This window comes from Prosthecobacter sp. (assembly GCF_014879935.1).
Classification (GTDB): domain Bacteria; phylum Verrucomicrobiota; class Verrucomicrobiia; order Verrucomicrobiales; family Verrucomicrobiaceae; genus Prosthecobacter.
Genome location: NZ_JACSRD010000116.1, coordinates 1 through 17,671 on the forward strand (window position 1 = coordinate 1; position 17,671 = coordinate 17,671).

Below are 17,671 nucleotides of genomic sequence, written 5' to 3' on the forward strand. Positions count from 1 at the left end.
GTTTTAAGGTTCGCTCTACTTGAATAACCATAACTTTGGCACGGCATTCCTCTTCCGAAGTCAAGGTCTCCCTGGTCTCGGGAAAACCGCCGTTTCAGCGCTTCTCTGCGTCCCACTGAGCCCGCCAGTGGTCCAGGCGCTCTTTGATGCGGGCTTCGAGCCCGTTCGACGTGGGATCGTAATATTGACGGCCGCCTTCCAGGCAACGCTGGGGCACAAAACCGCCCTCAAAGTCGTGGGGGTAGAGATAACCTTCCCCGTGGCCGAATTGCTTCGCGCCTTTGTAGTGGGCATCGCGGAGGTGTTTCGGCACTGGCAGCGTGCGCCCCTGGCGGATGTCCTCCAACGCGGCATCAATGGCGACATAGGCGCGATTGCTCTTGGGAGCTGTGGCATTGTAGATCACCGCGTGGGCGAGGATGATGCGTGCCTCCGGCATGCCGATGGATTCCACCGCCTGCTGGGCAGCGACGGCGACACGAAGCGCGTTGCTGTCGGCCATGCCGACGTCCTCACTGGCGGCGATGACGATGCGCCGGGCGATGAAGCGGATGTCCTCGCCAGCGTGGAGCATCTTCGCCAGCCAGTAGATCGCCGCATCGGGGTCGGAAGCGCGCATGCTTTTGATGAAGGCGCTCGCGGTGTCGTAGTGCGCGTCGCCATCGCCATCATAGACGACGGTTTTCTGCTGCACCGACTCCTCCGCAGCAGCGAGAGTGATGACGATCTCGCCCGCGCCGCTCTTTGGCGTGGTGAGAACGGCCAGCTCAAGCGCATTGAGGCAACGCCGTGCGTCGCCATCGGCGATGGTGGCGAGGTGTCGCCTCGCATCCGGTTCCAGACGGGCGTTCATGCCTCCGAGGCCACGTTCGGCGTCGCTCAAAGCGCGATCCATGAGCGCTTCGAGGTCATCAATGCCCAGTGGCTCCAACGTGAAGACCTGCGAACGGCTCACCAGCGGGCTGTTCACATAGAAGAACGGATTGTGTGTCGTCGCACCGATGAAACGCAGCGTGCCACGCTCCAGATGCGGCAGCAGCACATCCTGCTGCGCCTTGTTGAAGCGGTGGATCTCGTCCACGAACAGGATCGTGGTCTTGTTGTAGAGACGCAGATGATGGCCCGCATTCTCCGCTTCCTTGCGAATGTCGGCCACGCTGCTTTCCACGCCGCTGAGCGTGACGAAACGCGACTTCGTCTCCTGGGAAATGATGTGCGCGAGCGTGGTTTTTCCCACACCGGGCGGTCCGTAGAGGATGAGCGACGAAAAACGGTCCGCCTGCACCGCACGGCGCAGTAATTTCCCCTCCGCCAGGATGTGCTGCTGGCCGGCATACTCGTCCAAAGTGCGCGGACGCATGCGGGAGGCGAGCGGCGCACCCGCATGATGCACCGCAGCGGCCGCACGCGGCGGCTCGGGCGGTGTCGGGGCAAAAAAGTCGTCGCTCATGCGGAGGAAGGCGATGAATGACGCGGATTCATCCCCACGGCAAATCGCAGTTTGCGCGTGCGCCGGATTGGTGTTCCGATAGCGGCCCATGAAGCTCTCCAAGAAAGCCGAATACGCCCTCCGCGCCCTGGTGGCGATGGGGCGCGAGCCGGAGGGCGCGAACTTCTCCATCCAGGACTTGTCCCGCAGCGAGCACATCCCGCTGAAGTTCCTGGAGCAGATCCTCCTGGCTCTGAAAAATGGCGGCCTGCTGCGCAGCAAACGCGGCGTGGGCGGCGGCTACCAGCTCGTCACCCGGCCCCATCGCATCACGCTGGGCGAGGTCGTCGCCTTGTTTGACGGTCCTTTTGATCCGCTGCCGGGAGCCGAGCATGCGGCGCTGGGTGACATCTTCGGCGAACTGCGTCAGCAGGTGAACCAGTGGTTTGAAAAGCACACCATCGCCCAGGTCATTGAGCGTGAGCAATCGCGGGAGTCGGTGTCATTCGACATCTGATCACTTGCCGAACAGCCACAGGGCCAAAACCAACGTCCACGCGATGTTGAAGACCTGACCGCCCAGGAACGCGAGCGCCGGGCGGCCTCCGCCAAGGGAGAACAATTCGCCCAAACGCGTCTCCAGGCCGATGCACACGAAGGCAGCGGCAAACCAGGCCTCCCGCACGGCCTTCAGGGGCTTGCTGGCGGCCGCGGCCACTTCGATTGGCACCAGATAGGAAAAAATCACCGAGGCGAGCACAAAGCCGAGAACGAATTTCGGGAAGCGCTCCCAGATGACCTTCACAGAAACCTTGCGACGCTCACCATTCGCCCCACCACGCATGCTCCACCACACGGAAAGGATGAACGCAGCGACGCCAATCAGCACGTTCTGGCTGAGTTTCACGATCACACCAACTTTCGTCGCATCTTTGCCGACCTGTTCCGTGGCTGCGGCGACGGAGCCGCTCGTATCAAGCGTGCCGCCAAGCCACGCACCGCCCACCGCCTCGCTGAGTCCCATGGACTTGATCGCCACAGGCATCACGATCATCATCGGCACCGCGCAAAGCAGAACGATGGAGGTCACATAGCTGAGCTTCTTGCGATCCCCTTGAATCGCACCACATGCGGCGATGGCCGCCGAAACGCCGCAGATCGAGACTGCCGTGGAAAGCATGACGCCGAACTCCTCATCCACCTTCAGCTTCTTCGCAATGAAGTAGCAGGCATACCACACCACCGGAATCACCAGCGCGGCCTGGATCAGGCCCGGCATGCCCGCCTTGAGCATCTCCTGCAGAAAGATCGTCGCCCCCAACAACACGATTCCCACTTTGATGAAGAACTCCGTCCGCACCGCCTCGCGCAGCCACTCCGGGACTGGCAGTGTGTGACTCCAGACAAGGCCGATGCCGAGAGCGAAGATCACATATTCGAGTCCGTAGGCTTTCACAGCCGGTTGTGCAGCGATCCATTGAGAAGCCCAGCCGAGCACATAAATGACAACCGCGCCAAAAACGAACGGCACGATGCGTTTGCCCAGTGAGGCGAGCAACGCGAGCCCGGAGATGACTAGAAACCAGACTGGAAGCATCAATTCCGACGGAAAAATGCCTTTGGTCGCCAGGATCAGCACCGGCAGCGCGGCCAGCACGGCCATCCAATCCTCATTTCTCCACCACGGAGCGGCATTCGGGGTCGGTGATGGGTAGGCAGAATCGGAGGCGTGAGTGTTGGCAGACATGATCGGGAAAAAGAAATCGCGGCGGAGTCCGCCGCGATTCAAACGCCCGTCATTCGTGGCATTTTACTACCAGTTGCCAAACGCGTATGGATTGTAGCTCGATGGGTGGCCGTAGCCGTAGCTTGGCTGCACAAAATCTCCGCTATAGGACTGGTTGCATCCCCCGCCGTAGGGCTGGCAGTTGTCGTAGCCCCGGTTGAAGTTCGGCTGGCTGTAGCAACGCTGCTGGCGGCTGTTTTGAATCGCGCTGCCGGCCAGAGCACCCAGAACACCGCCGATGGCCGCGCCTTCGAGGCCACGACGGCTTTGATTGCCAATGATACCACCCGCCGCCGCACCGAGCAGGGCCCCGGTCACAGCTCCCTGGGCAGGCGGGCGACCATAACCGCCTCCGTAACCCGAGCCGTAGCCGCCACCGTAATAGGGATCGACGCAGGACGACAACGTGAGGGAGAGAAACACGGAACCGAGGGTGAGCGAACGCATGAGTGTGGTCTTCATAACGAGGATGATCTTATCAGCGCTCTCTGACGCGGGAGCCCGGAAGCTATTCGATCTTTTTCACCACGGCCTCTAAAGCGCTCTAAAGCATCGCCACGGGTTGCAAACCGCACGAGCCTGCGCTGGGATGCGCGACCATGAAATTGCTCCCTGCCGCCCTCTTCTCGCTGCTTTTGGCCTCCCCTGCCCTTTCGGCACCCGATGTCGTCATTTATGGCGGCACCTCCGGTGGTGTCACCGCAGCGATTCAAACGGCGCGGATGGGGAAAACAGCGGTTTTGATCGAACCGACGAAATTCCTCGGCGGACTGACCACGGGCGGCCTCGGCGCGACGGACATCGGCAACAAAAAGGCCATCGGCGGCATCTCGCGTGAGTTTTACGCGAACATCTTCACCTACTACGCCGATCCGGCGAAGTGGAAGCAGCAAACCCGCGAGCAATACTTCGCCAAACGCCCGCACGGCAACTCCAGCACCGAAACGACGATGTGGACCTTCGAGCCGCATGCCGCGACGGAGATCTACGACGCCATGCTCGCGAAGGTGAAGGACAAGGTGACCGTCGTGTTCGGTGAGCGGCTCGATTTGAAGAGCGGCGTCGTCAAGAATGGGTCAAGGATCGTCAAGATTGTGATGGAGAGTGGTAAGGAGTTCGAAGGAGCGATGTTCATCGATGCCACTTATGAAGGCGATCTCATGGCGAAGGCCGGCGTAAGCTACCATGTCGGTCGCGAGGCGAATTCACTCTACGGCGAGACGATCAATGGCCTCCAGTTGGCGGGCGCGAAGCATCATCAGTTCATCAAAAACGTCGATCCCTATGTGAAGCCGGGCGATCCGAGCAGCGGGCTCGTTTGGGGCGTCACGCCGATGCCGGAGGGCAAGGACGGCGACGGCGATCACCGCATCCAGGCCTACAACTTCCGCATGTGCAACACGGACGACGATTCCAACCGCGTGCCGTTCCCGAAGCCGGAAGGCTACGACGAAAAGCAGTTCGAGCTGCTCCTCCGCAACTGCGAGGCCGGTGATCCGCGTCATCCCTGGGCACCCACGCCGATGCCGAATCGCAAGACGGACACGAACAACAACTTCGCCTTCAGCACCGACATGATCGGCATGAATTACGACTACCCGGACGCCGATTACGCCACACGGACGAAGATCTGGAAGGCACATGAAGATTATCAAAAGGGCCTCATGTGGACACTCGCCAATCATCCGCGGGTGCCGGAGAAAATCCGCAGCTACTACTCGCAGTGGGGCCTGGCGAAGGATGAGTTCACCGAAAACGGCAACTGGCCGCGCCAGATGTATGTGCGTGAGGCCCGCCGCATGATTGGCGGCTACGTCATGAGCGAGCAGAACTGCAAACGCCGCGTCATCGTCGAGGACAGCGTCGGCATGGGTGCCTACAACATGGACAGCCACCACACGCAGCGCTACGTGACGAAGGAAGGCTTTGCCCGCAACGAGGGCGACATCCAGATCGGCGTCCGTCCGTATCCGATCAGCTACCGCAGCATCACGCCGAAGGCGGAGCAATGCACGAACCTGCTCGTGCCCGTGTGCCTCAGCGCCAGCCACATTTCGTATGGCAGCATCCGCATGGAGCCCGTCTTCATGGTCATGGGCCAAAGCGCCGCCACCGCCGCCGTGCTCGCCATCGAAGCCAAAGTCGATCTGCAAAAGCTCGACTACGCCAAGCTCAAAGCGAAGCTCCTCGCCGATGGTCAGGTGCTCGATTTCGAATCCCCTCCTATGCCGGAGCATGTCGCCTTCACCAAAGAGCAACTCGGCGGCATCGTCGTCGATGACAGCGAGGCCGATTTGACCGGCTTCAGCTCCGAAGGCCACACCACCCCCGGTTTTGTTGGCCAAGGCTACCGCCACGACAGCGACAGTCTCAAAGGCGAGCAAAAAGCCCGCTTCACACCCAATCTCCCCGCTGTAGGCCAGTATCGCGTTTCCATCGCCTACACCGCGCTCGGCAATCGCGCTGACAAAGTCCCCGTCATCATCCACCACGCCGACGGTGAGAAAACCGTCATCGTGAACCAAAAGGAAAAGCCCACGGAGAAGTTCAATCTGCTCCCCCTGGGCACCTTCCGCTTCGAAGCAGGCAAAACCGGCTGGCTCGAAATCCGCAACGAATGCACCACCGGCCACGTCATCATCGACGCGGCTCAGTGGCTGCCGGCGAAGTGATCACTTCGGCCTTCTCATTTCAAACATGTCACGAGTCCGTGCATACCAGTGCGGACTCTGCATTCGGGCGATGGGATGGTAGTGATCCGGCTTCACCAACCATGTGACAGGATCGAAAATGCCGTCGCGCACGTGGACGCGGAGCACTTCGCCGATGATGAGACGGTTGTCGCCGATCTCGATGATGCTGTGGCTGCGGCATTCGAGGCTGGCGGGCGATTCCGCGATGCGTGGCGGTTTGACCACGCTGCTGGCCACGGCGGTGAGCCCGGCATGCTGCAATTCGTCCTCGCCCGGCGGCAAGGAAGCCGCGCAGAGGTTCATCTTCTCCGCAATTGCCTCGTCCACCAGGTTCACGACGAATTCATGCGTCAGCCGGATGTTGCGCGCGGTGTCTTTTGGCACGCCAGGTTCGCGATCTCCCGGACAAATGCCGACAATAGGCGGCGAATCCCCCAGCACGTTGAAAAAGCTGAACGGAGCCGCGTTCACGCGTCCCTCGACATCAACCGTGGTCGTCAGCGCGATCGGTCGCGGCGTGACGAGGCCGGCGAGGATCATGTAGGCATCGTCGCGATGCGGTCCGGTGAGGTCGAGTTCCATGGTGATGAATAAGTTTTGTTTCAAGGAACCGGGGTCTCCGACCCCGACATTAATAGGGGCCGGAGGCCCCCACTCCTTGTTCGGCACGGTAGGCCTGCGCCAGCAAACTCACCGGCTGCGTGACTTCCTGGCAGGAATGTCCGCCGCAGGCCTTCAATCCATTCGCGATCTGCAAGTGACAGCCCGGATTGCTGGTGGCGACTACGGGGCATTTCGTCTGCTCCAGGTTCGCCAGCTTCCGCTTCAAAAGCTTCTGGCTCTGCTCAGGCTGCGTGATGTTATAGATGCCCGCGCTGCCACAGCACCAGTTCGACTCCGGCAGTTCCTTCACCGTGAGCCCGGGAATGCTGGTCAGCACCTGACGCGGCTGATTCACGACTTTCTGACCGTGGCAAAGATGACAGCTTTCGTGATACGTCACCTCGCTCACTCCAGCGCCTGCCGTCGGCCTGCGGAAGCGGATCTGCACCAGCCACTCGTGAATGTCCTTCACCTTGGCATCCCAGACCTTCGCTTTGGCGGCGTAAAAGGGGTCATCGTGCAGCAGGTGCCCGTAGGCCTTCAGATGGGAGCCACAACCGCCCGCATTCGTGATGATCGCGTCCAGTGCATCGAGATCGAGGCTGTCGATCTGTTTGCGAGCCAGCTCACGGGCCAGTTCGACCTCGCCATTGTGGGCGTGCAGCGATCCGCAGCAATGCTGCGAAGGCAACGTGACCACCTCACAGCCGTTCGCCAGCAGCACGTCAGCCGTGTCGCGATTGATGTTCGAGAAAGTGATGTCCTGCACACAACCGGTCAGCAAAGCCACGCGATACTGCGGCTTGGTGGTCGGTGATTCGAGAGGCAGGATCAGCTCGTTCGAGAACTTCTCAGAGATGCGCGGCGTCTGCGGTTCCAAGGCGGCCATGGAGCGCGGCATGAGGCCAAAGAAGCGAACTTTGCGCATCAGCACGTCGAGTTTCGTGTGCTGATAAAGGCGCAAGACGCGACCCACGAGGCGCAGCAGCCACGGCTTCATGAAGATCACGTTCAAGGTGAGCCAGCGCCAGAATCCGCGCTGCATGCCGTCGTTCACATCCGCCAGCTCAACCTCGGCACGCGCGGTTTCAAACAGCTCCGCATACTTCACGCCCGCCGGGCAGGCTGTCTGGCAAGCCAGGCAGCCAAGGCAATAGTACATCTCGTCCGAAAGCGCCCGCGACACCTCCAGTTCACCGTCAGCGACCGCCCTCAGCAGCGAAATGCGGCCGCGTGGGCTGTTTCGCTCCAGCTTCGTCTCGACGTAGGTCGGACAGGTGGGCAGGCACATGCCGCAGTGCATGCACTGCTGGAGCACGGAGTAGTCGAGGTCTTTGAGGAGAACAGCTTGTGGCATGATGAGGACCTCAGTCGAAGATCTTCCCGGGGTTCAGCAGGCCCTGTGGATCGAGGGCTCGTTTGATGCTGCGCATCAGTTCGTAGCTGCCTTCGCCGAGCTGGCGCTTCAGGAAGCCCTTCTTGGCCAGGCCGACGCCGTGCTCGCCTGTGACCGTGCCGCCGAGGCGGATGGTTTCATCGACGATCTCCTCCAGCGCGGCCTCGATGCGGTGCATCTCCTCATGATCTCGTTCGTTCGTCAGGAAGGTCGGATGCAGGTTGCCATCGCCAAGATGTCCAAAGGTGCCGATCAGCAGGCGGTGACGCTTCGCGACATCGTCGATGAAGGCCACCATGCGCGCCAGTTCGCTGCGTGGCACGGTGACATCCTCGAGGATCGTCGTCGGGCGGATGCGGGCGAGCGCCGAAAAGGCATTGCGACGTGCGGCGGCCAGTTTCGCGCCTTCCGCCTCATCGGCCGCAGCACGCACGTCGTGCGCACCGTTCGCTTTGGCCAGTGCCATCATCTGCGCGGCTTCTTCTTCGACCACGGCGGGGTGACCATCGGTCTCCATCAGCACCAGAGCCTCCACATCGGTCGGCAGGCCGATCTTGGCGAAGTCCTCAACGCACTGCACGGTCATGCGATCCAGAAACTCCAGCGTGCAGGGGATGATCTTTGCCGCGATGATCGCTGAGATGGTCTCAGCGGCCTTCTCCATCGAGTCGTAGAGTGCCAGCATCGTTTTGCGTGCTTTGGGCCGCGGCAGCACTTTGAGAATGACCTCGGTGATGATGCCGAGCGTCCCCTCACTGCCGACGAACAGGTCCTTCATCGAATACCCGGCCACGTCCTTCACGCATTTGTTGCCCAGGAAAGTCTGGGTGCCGTCCGGCAGCACGACTTCGATGCCCATCACGTAGTCACGGGTCACGCCATACTTCAGGCCACGCAGGCCGCCGGAGTTTTCCGCCACATTGCCGCCGATGGTCGAGATCTTCATTGATCCTGGGTCCGGCGGGTAGAACAGGCCGACCTTGGCGCAGGCATCGTCGATCTCCTTGGTGATGACACCGCTCTGCGCTCGCAGCGTGAGGTTTTTCTCGTCCAGCTCGATGATTTTGTCCATCTTGACGAGGCAGATCACCAGGCATCCAGCCAGCGGCACGCTGCCGCCGCTCAAACCCGTGCCCGAGCCACGCGTGACGACAGGCACCTCGTTGTCGCGGGCGAGTTTGACGCACGCCGCGACCTCCGCCGTGGTCAGCGGAAAGACCACCACCCCGGGACGCTGTTTGAGCGCAGCAGTGCCGTCGAAGCTGTAGGGCACGAGATCCTCGTCCGACGTGAGCACACGTTCGGGAGCTAAGACTTGCCTTAAGGATTGAATGAAGCTGGCGCTGGCGGTGTTCACGGCGCACAGTTTGAAGCGCGTGCCCGCAGCGTCAACGAGGGCCGCGTTTTCCTCTCTCCCGACATGAACTTCGATCATCCGCTACGCTTCATCCCGATCCACCAAAGCCGCATCTGGGGCGGACGCCGCATGGAAACCCTCCTGGGCCATGCATTGCCGGATCAAACCACGTCTTTTGGCGAAGCCTGGGCCGTTTCTGATCGTCCCGAGGCGCAAAGCGTGACCACGGATGGCGTGACGCTGCATGATCTGTGGACCCATCACCGCACCGAAGTGTTTGGCGCGAATGCCCCCACCTGTGAACGCTTCCCGCTGCTGATGAAGATCCTCGACGCTTGTGACGACTTGTCGATCCAGGTGCATCCGCCGGCGGCGAAGGCTGCCGCTTTGAAGGGTGAGCCGAAGACGGAGATGTGGTTCATCGCGCATGCGGACCCTGGGGCGAAGATCTACGCCGGGCTCAAACCGGGCGCGACACGTGCGGATTTTGAGAAGGCGCTGGAAAACGGAACTGTGGCCGAGGCGGTGCATGTGATCGAGCCACGCACGGGCGACTGCCTGTTCATTCCCAGCGGTCGTGTGCATGCCATTGGCGCTGGCTTGTTGATCTATGAGATCCAGCAGAACAGCGACACGACGTATCGCGTGTTCGACTGGAACCGCGTCGGCCTGGATGGCAAGCCGCGTGCGCTGCACGTGCAGGAATCGATGGAGAGCATCGACTTCGCGGACTTTGAGCCATGCGTGCAATGCATCGAGCCGGACGGGACGCTGGTGCGCTGCGAATACTTCGACGTGCGGCTGTGTGATCGTGCGAAACCGGCCGGAGCGCCAGGTGAAGGTGTCACGCTGGCCGTGACGAGTGGCGAAGTCAGCGTCGGCGGCGTGACTCTGAAAGCGGGCGATTTTGCGCTGATTCCGGCCTGTTTGGAAGCCAGCGCCCGCGAAGTGAAACCGGCGACACCGGACAGTCGCTGGCTGGAGATTCGCATTCCGGCGTGAAGTAGCCCGGGCTACTTTGTGGTTCCCGTCGCCGGTTTCTCGGCCTTCTTGACCTCGTCCTGGGGCTTGGCGGCTTTCTTCACCTCCGGATCCTTCGGTGTGCTCGGCACCGCAATGAATTTGGCCTTCTCAGGGTCCATTTGCGGCAGCTTGCCTTGTGGAACAGGCGGCATCTTCTTCTCCGGCACCGATGCTTTCTTGGCTGAAACGGCCGTGGCTTTTGGCTCGGGTTTGGCTTCCTGCTTGTCACAAGAACTCAGGAGCAAGCAGGCAATGGCGAGGAAAACGACATGTTTCATGAGCAGCGGATGGAAACGGAGCGGCCGTGGGCGTCGAGTCCTTCGACTTGGCTGAAAGCGGCCACGACAGGCTCTGATTTGGCACAGCTCGCGGCATCGAGCCGGATGATGCTGGTGCGGCGCTGGAACATGTCGGCCGTGATGCCGGGGAAGGATTTGCCGGAACCACCTGTGGGCAGCGTGTGGCTGGGGCCGGCGAGGAAGTCGCCGACGGCCACCGGAGAGTGATTGCCGAGGAAAATCGCCCCTGCGGTGCGGATCAGCGGCAGAATGGCCGCCTCACGCGTGGTGATGAGCGAGAGATGCTCCGGTGCGAAGTCATTCACGAGCCGTGCGCCTTCCTCCAGACTCGAGACGAGCAGGCAGAACACGCCTTTTTCGAGCACGGGCGTCAGTTGCGCCTGACGGCTGAGTGTTTTCGCCTGCGCATCGACTTCGGCGACGACAGCATCGAGCAAGGCGGCGTCGTCGGTGAGGAATCCAGCCATGCTGTCCTTGCCGTGTTCCGCTTGAGCGAGGATGTCGGCGGCGATGAAGGAGGGATTGCCGGATCTGTCGGCAAGGATGAGAACCTCGCTGGGTCCTGGCAGCAGATCGATGGAGACGGCACCGAAAGCCTGGCGTTTGGCCTCCACGACGTAGCTGTTGCCCGGGCCGAAAATCTTCACGACGGGACGAATCGTCTCCGTGCCGTAAGCGAGCGCTGCGATGGCCTGCGAGCCGCCGATTTTATAGACCTCGGTGGCTCCGGCAACCTTCAAGGCGGCGAGCAGCCCGGGATTCACGCTGCCATCACTGCCACAGGGCGTGCAGACGACGATCTCCGGCACTCCGGCGGCGGAGGCGATGGCGACGGTCATGAGAACGGTGGATACGAGGGGTGCCGTGCCGCCGGGCACATAGCAGCCGACGCGTTCAAAGGGGTGATAAACCTCGCCAACTTCGGCTCCCTGCTCGTTTTTGCCGCGCCAGCCTTCGCGCAGGCTGCGTCTGGCAAAGGCGGTGACGTTGCGATGAGACGCTTCGAGCGCAGAGCGCAGCGTGGCGTCGGCGTTCGCCCAAGCCGCATCGATTTCGGCCTGCGGCACACGCATTTCGCCGGCGGCGAGCTTGGCTCCGTCAAACTTCTCCGTGAGCTCTAGCACGGCGGCGTCGCCACGTTCGCGGACGGCTTTGATGACGCCGGAAACGACCTCGCGCACGGCATCGCTGGCCTCGGCACGGCGGTTCAGGGCGGCGATGGCGTCGGCGTAATCGGGGTCGTTGGGTCGGAGGACTTTCATGGAGCGTGCGAGGAATAAGGAAAACGGACGGAATGGCAAGAAGGCGACGGACGAAAAAGGCGGGCGCTGGTTGGCGCCCGCCTGGGGAATCGAATTGAAGCCGATGTCAGGCAGCCGGGTTGGCCATTGGCTGCCTGGAGAGGCCGGGTCACGGCACCACTTCGCCGGAACCGGTGTAAACCCACTTGTCCACGCGGCCGTTGAGGATGCGGGCCTGGGCCTCGGTCTCAAACTTGCCGAACATCGTCTGGGTCTCGTATTTGACGTTCACGGTCCAGTAGTCCTTGTCGTCGATCTTTTCTTTCTGCGGATCACCCCAGGACTTGATGTTGTCCGGCTTGATCTCGGTCACTTCGCCGGACTTCATGCTGGCAAGAAGAAGCGGGTAGGTGCCGTCGGCATCTTTGACCGGCTTGTCGTTGCCGCCGCCGCTCGTGCTGGCGGTCGTAGCCGGGGCATTCTTGGCACGATCAGCGGCCGCCAGCTTGTATTCGTGGGCTTTGCGGGCGTTTTCGGTCTGCACGACCTTCAATTGCTCGTAGGCGGCGACGAACACGTCTTTGAAATCGGTGTCGTCCATGGCGACCTCACCACGCATGGGCGACCCGGCCGATGCACCGACGATGAGATTCGGCCCCTGCTGGCCCATGACGAAGATTTTCTGGCCGGTTTTGAAGTTCGAGGCGGCGGTGGCCTTGCCCATGGCCATCTTGATTTCGAGATCCTTCTTCAGCGTGACCTGCTTCGGCGTGTTGAAGAAGCCCTTTGGCACTGCGGCCCAGTTTTGCGTCACCTGCTCAACCGTCTGGAAGGTGGGAGGCACGAAGGCATTCGGATCGACCGGCGGCGGCTCTGGCATCTTCGGCATTTCGGGCTTCGGCTCAGGTTTCGGCTCCTCCATGACGACCTTCGGCTCGGGCTTGGGTTCCGGTTTCGGCTCGGGCTTCGGTTCCGGCTTCGGAGCGGGCACCACGACGACTTCCTTCTTCGGCTCCTCTTTTTTCGGCTCGTGCTTGGTGAACTTCATCGCCTCTGCGAACGGCGGATACACGTATTCGTAGGAGACGTAGCCGACGGCGACGGCGAGGATGATGACGATGAGAGCTTTCATGACGGTGCGGGGAGTCTAGGGGAGAGGCAGGAGATAATCAACCGCCTGCTGTCCCGGCGATGAAACGGGCTGGAGCAGGGCTTTCTTGGGCTTGAACTCCCCTGCCCCACGCGGCAACTACCCCGCATGGCCGAAGACGTGATCCGCGTGCGTGGCGCACGGCAGCACAACCTCCAGAACATCGACGTGGACATCCCGCGGCACCAGCTCGTGGTGCTCACGGGCGTCAGCGGCAGCGGGAAGTCGTCGCTGGCCTTCGACACGCTGTTCGCGGAGGGCCAGCGCCGCTATGTGCAGAGCCTGTCGGCCTACGCGCGGCAGTTTCTGGATCAAATGCAGAAGCCGGAGGTCGATTTCATCGAGGGTCTGTCGCCAGCCGTCGCCATCGAGCAGGCACACTCGAATCCAAACCCTCGCTCGACCATCGCCACAGTCACGGAGATCTACGACTACCTCCGCGTCCTCTACGCCGTCGCAGGTCAGCCGCACGACCCGAAAACGGGCGAAAAACTCATCCGCAGCACTCCACCTGAGATCGCGGACAAAGTTCTGGCGCTGGGCGAAGGCACACGCGTGGTCGTTTTGTCGCCGCAAGCTCCGGCGAACGGCACGGTGACACGGGCGCTGTTTGAGAAACTGAAGCGCCAGGGCTTCGTGCGTGTGCGCTTGAACGGCGAGATCGTGGAGATCGACGATTCGCTCAAACCGGCGGCCAGCAGCCAGCATCGGGTCGAGACCGTCATCGATCGTCTCGTCGTGCGGGCCGATTCGCGCCAGCGGCTGATGGAGGCCATCGAAAGCTCGCTGCATTGGAATGAGCGTGAGGTGCAGTTCCTCGTGAACCTCGACGGCAGCGAGGAAATCCTCAGCTACACGACCGAGTTCGCCAATCCGCGCACCGGTTACGTCATCGAGCGCCTCACACCGCAGCATTTTTCCTTCAACACCCACCTTGGCGCCTGCCCGGTCTGCGAAGGCACCGGCACCACGCTGACGCCGGACGCGACGCTGCTGGTGCCGGACGAGTCCAAATCGCTCGCCAAAGGGGCGATCAAGGCCTGGTGGGCCAAGCACCCTAAGCTCCGCGTCGTCTTCAACCGCGGCATTGAGGCGCTGGCGCAGCATTTCGAGGTGTCGATGGATGCGCCGTTCAAATCGCTGCCGCAGGCCTTCAAAGAGGCCCTCTTCAACGGCACGGGTGATGTGCTGATCAACACCGGCTGGAAAAAATCCGACACGAAGCGCAGCGTGGCAAAACCATTCGAGGGCCTGCTCAACGAAGTCCGCCGTCTCTACGACAACGCCGAAAGCGAGATGCTCCGCGCCAACCTCACCCGGCTGATGAATCCGCAGCCGTGTGCGAAATGCGAAGGCAAACGGCTCAAGCCGCAATCGCTGGCTGTGAGGCTGAGTTCCAAGTTTCAAGTTTCAGGTTCCAAGGGGGATGACGCTCGTGATCCCGACCTGAAACTTGAAACTTTAAACTTTAGACTCGGCTTCGATCTTAACATCCACGAGTTCACCGCCCTCCAGATCCGTGACGCGTTGCAGTGGATTCGCGAATTGGAAGTCACGGAGCAGCAGAAAGCCTACGTGGGCGAGTTGCAGCGGGAAATCGTGAAGCGGATCGAGTTTCTGGAGCAGGTGGGGCTCGGCTATCTGGCGCTGAATCGGGAAAGCGGCACGCTTTCGGGCGGCGAAATGCAGCGCATCCGGCTCGCGTCGCAGATCGGCGCGGGATTGGCCGGAGTGCTTTACGTTTTGGACGAGCCGAGCATCGGATTGCATCCCGCCGACAACGAGCGGCTCATCAAGACGCTGATACGCCTCCGCGATCTCGGCAACACCGTGCTGGTCGTCGAACACGACGAGGCCACCATGCGTGCGGCCGACCATATCATCGAGCTCGGGCCCGCCGCCGGCCCGCACGGCGGAAAAATCATCGCCCAAGGTTCGCCCGAGCAAATCGCCGCCAATGCCAGTTCGATCACCGGCGGCTTCCTCAGCGGCAAAGTCCGCATCCAGGCCACTTCGCAGCCGCAAACGCTGCTGACAGCGGATTGCGAACCGCGGACAGAGAACAGCCTCACGATCCACAACGCCACCGCACACAACCTGCGCGGCGTCACGGCTGCCTTCCCGCTCGGCTGTTTCACGTGCGTCACCGGCCCGTCCGGCAGCGGCAAATCGACGCTGGTCGATGACATCCTCATGCGGGCGCTGCGTCGGCACTTTTACGACGCGAAGGACATTCCCGGCGCGCACGAGCGCATCACCGGCCTCGAACATCTCGACAAAGTCGTCGTGATCGATCAATCGCCGATTGGACGCAGCCCACGCTCGAATCCGGCCACCTACACCGGGGCGTTTGGGCCGATCCGTGAGCTGTTCGCGCAGCTTCCGCTCGCTCGCGTGCGCGGTTACGACGCTGGGCGCTTCAGTTTCAACACTCCCGGCGGCCGCTGCGAGAAATGCGAGGGCGACGGCTCGATCAAGATCGACATGCACTTCCTCGCCGACGTTTACGTCACTTGCGAAGCCTGCAAAGGCCGTCGCTACGGTGCCGAGACGCTCGAAGTGACGTTCAAGGGCAAAAACATCGCCGATGTGCTTGAAATGACCGTCAGCGAAGCGGCGCGTTTCTTTGACAAGAACCCCGCGATCTCGCCCAAACTGCGCACGCTGGAGGACACGGGCCTCGGCTACGTCAAACTCGGCCAGAGCGGTGCTTCCTTGTCTGGTGGCGAGGCCCAGCGCATCAAGTTGAGCACCGAACTCGCGAAACGCAGCACCGGCCGCACGCTCTACGTGCTCGACGAGCCGACCACCGGCCTGCACAGCGCCGACATCCAGACCTTGCTCCAGGTCCTCCTGCGCCTGCGAGATGCGGGCAATACACTGATCGTCATCGAACATCACCTCGACGTCATCCGCTGCGCCGACTGGGTCATCGACCTCGGCCCCGGCGGCGGCAGCGAGGGCGGGCATATCGTTGCCACAGGCACGCCGAAGCAGATCACGGCGAACGAGAAAGGCGCGACGGGCAGATTTCTGCGCGAGGTCATTTCATAGCGGCGTGCTTCGCCAAATCCGCATTGTTCATCAAGCGACACCATGTTACTCAAGCACTGTCCATGAAACACCTCCTGCAATATGGCCTGATCAAACTTCTCTCGATTGTCAGGGCGTTTCCGACAGGCATGAGCAATCCGGCCGAGCTTCGCACCCTGCTGGAGAGCCTGCATCCACGCACGCCTGATCAGAAGTTGATTCGTCTGGGCCCGACGGGCGATGGCGGCTATCTGGTGCCTGACGACCTGGCGGGGATCCAGGCCTGCTTTTCACCAGGCGTGAGCTTCGTGTCTGGATTCGAGAAAGATTGCGCAGAGTTGGGCATGCAGGTCTTCCTGGCCGACAAATCGGTCGATCAACCGGCAGACCGGCACGAGCGGTTTCATTTCACGAAGAAGTATCTCGGCGTGACCACGGACGACTCATTCATGACTCTCGAGCACTGGGTGAACTCGTCATTGCCAGGCAGCGACGCGGATCTGATGCTGCAAACAGACATCGAAGGTTATGAGTACGAGATCTTTCTGTCGGCTTCAGACACGTTGATGAAGCGATTCCGCATCATCGTGGCGGAGTTTCATTTGCTGGACCAGTTGTACAGCGCGCCCTTCTTCAATGTGGCCAGGCGTGCGTTCGAAAAGATTCTACAGACGCATGTTTCTGTCCATATCCACCCGAACAACTACCGCCCGCCGATCCAGCTTCATGGAATCAGCATTCCCAAGGTCATGGAGTTCACGTTCGTGCGGAAGGACCGCCTTCACGGGCAGTCGTATCAAACCCAGTTCCCCCATGCCCTGGATTGCGACAACTCTCCCAATCCGTCCGTCCTTCTGCCCAAATGCTGGTTCCGGCAAAGCGCCTGAGACGTTAATCCACACGAATGAACAACGGTGACAACAGCCGGCTCGCGGCCCATGTGAAGAACGTCTCCAAAAGCTTTGGCGACGGTGGATCGCGGCTTCAGGTGCTGAAGGAGATTGAGCTGGAGGTGCGACGCGGTGACATCACCATGCTGGTCGGTCCTTCCGGCTGTGGCAAGACGACCCTCATCAGCATCATCGCCGGCACTTTGATGGCCGATGAGGGCAGCCTGGAGGTCCTGGGCCAGGATTTGAACCAGATGACGCCTGCGGCGATCACCCGTTTCCGTGCCCGGAACATCGGTTTCATCTTCCAGTCATTCAATCTGATCCCCACGCTGAGCTGTGCGGAGAATGTGAGTGTTCCCCTCCTGATCCAGGGCGTTTCCGCCTCGAAGGCGGAAAAGCGGGCCAAGGAAGTCCTCGCGCAGGTCGGACTGGCAGATCGCTTCAAACATCGCCCGTCTCAGCTCTCTGGCGGGCAGCAGCAGCGTGTCGCCATCGCACGTGCGCTGGTGCATGAGCCTCATCTGATCATCTGCGACGAACCGACCGCCGCGCTGGACGCGAAGAACGGCCATGTCGTCATGGAACTCTTCGAAAACGTCGCCCGTGGCAACGACCGCGCTGTTTTGATCGTGACGCACGACAACCGCATTTTCCACCACGCCAACCGCATCGCCAACATGGACGACGGTCGTGTCGTGGAGGTGCACGATGTGGATGCCGATCATCCGCCGCCCGAGCACCTGAAGCACGTCGAGCGGCTCTGAACGT

General features: G+C 61.4%; 15 protein-coding genes. 6 read left to right on the forward strand and 9 right to left on the reverse strand.

Translation table 11 applies throughout. The features are described from left to right. Nucleotides 1-94 precede the first annotated feature (94 nt). Nucleotides 95-1,360: a replication-associated recombination protein A gene (locus IAE77_RS08405; RefSeq protein ID WP_345780969.1), complete on the reverse strand. Its 1,266-nt coding sequence runs from the start codon at nt 1,358-1,360 to the stop codon at nt 95-97. 178 nt (nt 1,361-1,538) lie between these two features. Here IAE77_RS08405 and IAE77_RS08410 point away from each other — a divergent pair, with 178 nt between their 5' ends. Next, nucleotides 1,539-1,946, forward strand: a complete 408-nt coding sequence (locus tag IAE77_RS08410; RefSeq protein WP_294224651.1) for an Rrf2 family transcriptional regulator — start codon at nt 1,539-1,541, stop codon at nt 1,944-1,946. Here IAE77_RS08410 and IAE77_RS08415 read toward each other — a convergent pair whose 3' ends face one another. After that, the gene (locus IAE77_RS08415) at nt 1,947-3,176 is read right to left on the reverse strand and encodes a putative sulfate exporter family transporter (protein ID WP_294224654.1); all 1,230 of its coding nucleotides are present in this window, start codon (nt 3,174-3,176) and stop codon (nt 1,947-1,949) included. 66 nt (nt 3,177-3,242) lie between these two features. Then, complete coding sequence (locus tag IAE77_RS08420; RefSeq protein ID WP_294224657.1) at nt 3,243-3,662, reverse strand: YMGG-like glycine zipper-containing protein; 420 nt, start codon at nt 3,660-3,662, stop codon at nt 3,243-3,245. A 152-nt stretch (nt 3,663-3,814) separates the two neighbouring features. On the opposite strand from IAE77_RS08420, the gene IAE77_RS08425 reads away from it, so the two are divergent. After that, nucleotides 3,815-5,887 (forward strand): FAD-dependent oxidoreductase, encoded by a 2,073-nt coding sequence (locus IAE77_RS08425; RefSeq protein WP_294224660.1) that lies wholly within the window; start codon nt 3,815-3,817, stop codon nt 5,885-5,887. On the opposite strand, the gene IAE77_RS08430 is transcribed toward IAE77_RS08425, so the two are convergent. From IAE77_RS08430 to IAE77_RS08440, 3 genes are read right to left on the reverse strand one after another with little or no spacing between them, the layout of a single operon-like run. Next, nucleotides 5,888-6,490 (reverse strand): flavin reductase family protein, encoded by a 603-nt coding sequence (locus IAE77_RS08430; RefSeq protein ID WP_294224664.1) that lies wholly within the window; start codon nt 6,488-6,490, stop codon nt 5,888-5,890. Between the two features lie 49 nt (nt 6,491-6,539). After that, nucleotides 6,540-7,868, reverse strand: coding sequence for a heterodisulfide reductase-related iron-sulfur binding cluster (locus IAE77_RS08435; RefSeq protein ID WP_294224666.1), 1,329 nt, complete (start codon nt 7,866-7,868; stop codon nt 6,540-6,542). Nucleotides 7,869-7,878: 10 nt separating this feature from the next. Then, the gene (locus IAE77_RS08440; protein WP_294224668.1) at nt 7,879-9,264 is read right to left on the reverse strand and encodes an FAD-linked oxidase C-terminal domain-containing protein; all 1,386 of its coding nucleotides are present in this window, start codon (nt 9,262-9,264) and stop codon (nt 7,879-7,881) included. Nucleotides 9,265-9,327: 63 nt separating this feature from the next. Between IAE77_RS08440 and IAE77_RS08445 the strand changes: the two genes are divergently transcribed. Further along, nucleotides 9,328-10,266 (forward strand): type I phosphomannose isomerase catalytic subunit, encoded by a 939-nt coding sequence (locus IAE77_RS08445; protein WP_294224670.1) that lies wholly within the window; start codon nt 9,328-9,330, stop codon nt 10,264-10,266. Nucleotides 10,267-10,277: 11 nt separating this feature from the next. Here the strand turns inward: IAE77_RS08445 and IAE77_RS08450 are convergent, their stop codons facing one another. The 3 genes from IAE77_RS08450 to IAE77_RS08460 form a co-directional block, all read right to left on the reverse strand. After that, nucleotides 10,278-10,565: a hypothetical protein gene (locus IAE77_RS08450; RefSeq protein ID WP_294224673.1), complete on the reverse strand. Its 288-nt coding sequence runs from the start codon at nt 10,563-10,565 to the stop codon at nt 10,278-10,280. Continuing rightward, on the reverse strand, nt 10,562-11,848 hold the full coding sequence (hisD, locus tag IAE77_RS08455) for a histidinol dehydrogenase (RefSeq protein WP_294224675.1): 1,287 nt from the start codon (nt 11,846-11,848) through the stop codon (nt 10,562-10,564). Before hisD ends, IAE77_RS08450 begins: the two co-directional genes overlap by 4 nt. 148 nt (nt 11,849-11,996) lie before the next feature. After that, the gene (locus IAE77_RS08460) at nt 11,997-12,959 is read right to left on the reverse strand and encodes a hypothetical protein (RefSeq protein WP_294224678.1); all 963 of its coding nucleotides are present in this window, start codon (nt 12,957-12,959) and stop codon (nt 11,997-11,999) included. A gap of 126 nt (nt 12,960-13,085) precedes the next feature. Here IAE77_RS08460 and uvrA point away from each other — a divergent pair, with 126 nt between their 5' ends. From uvrA to IAE77_RS08475, 3 genes are all read left to right on the forward strand, one after another. After that, the gene (gene uvrA, locus IAE77_RS08465; protein WP_294224681.1) at nt 13,086-16,031 is read left to right on the forward strand and encodes an excinuclease ABC subunit UvrA; all 2,946 of its coding nucleotides are present in this window, start codon (nt 13,086-13,088) and stop codon (nt 16,029-16,031) included. Between the two features lie 62 nt (nt 16,032-16,093). Continuing rightward, nucleotides 16,094-16,897, forward strand: a complete 804-nt coding sequence (locus IAE77_RS08470) for a hypothetical protein (protein WP_294224683.1) — start codon at nt 16,094-16,096, stop codon at nt 16,895-16,897. 17 nt (nt 16,898-16,914) lie between these two features. Next, the gene (locus IAE77_RS08475; RefSeq protein WP_294224686.1) at nt 16,915-17,667 is read left to right on the forward strand and encodes an ABC transporter ATP-binding protein; all 753 of its coding nucleotides are present in this window, start codon (nt 16,915-16,917) and stop codon (nt 17,665-17,667) included. Nucleotides 17,668-17,671: the final 4 nt, after the last annotated feature.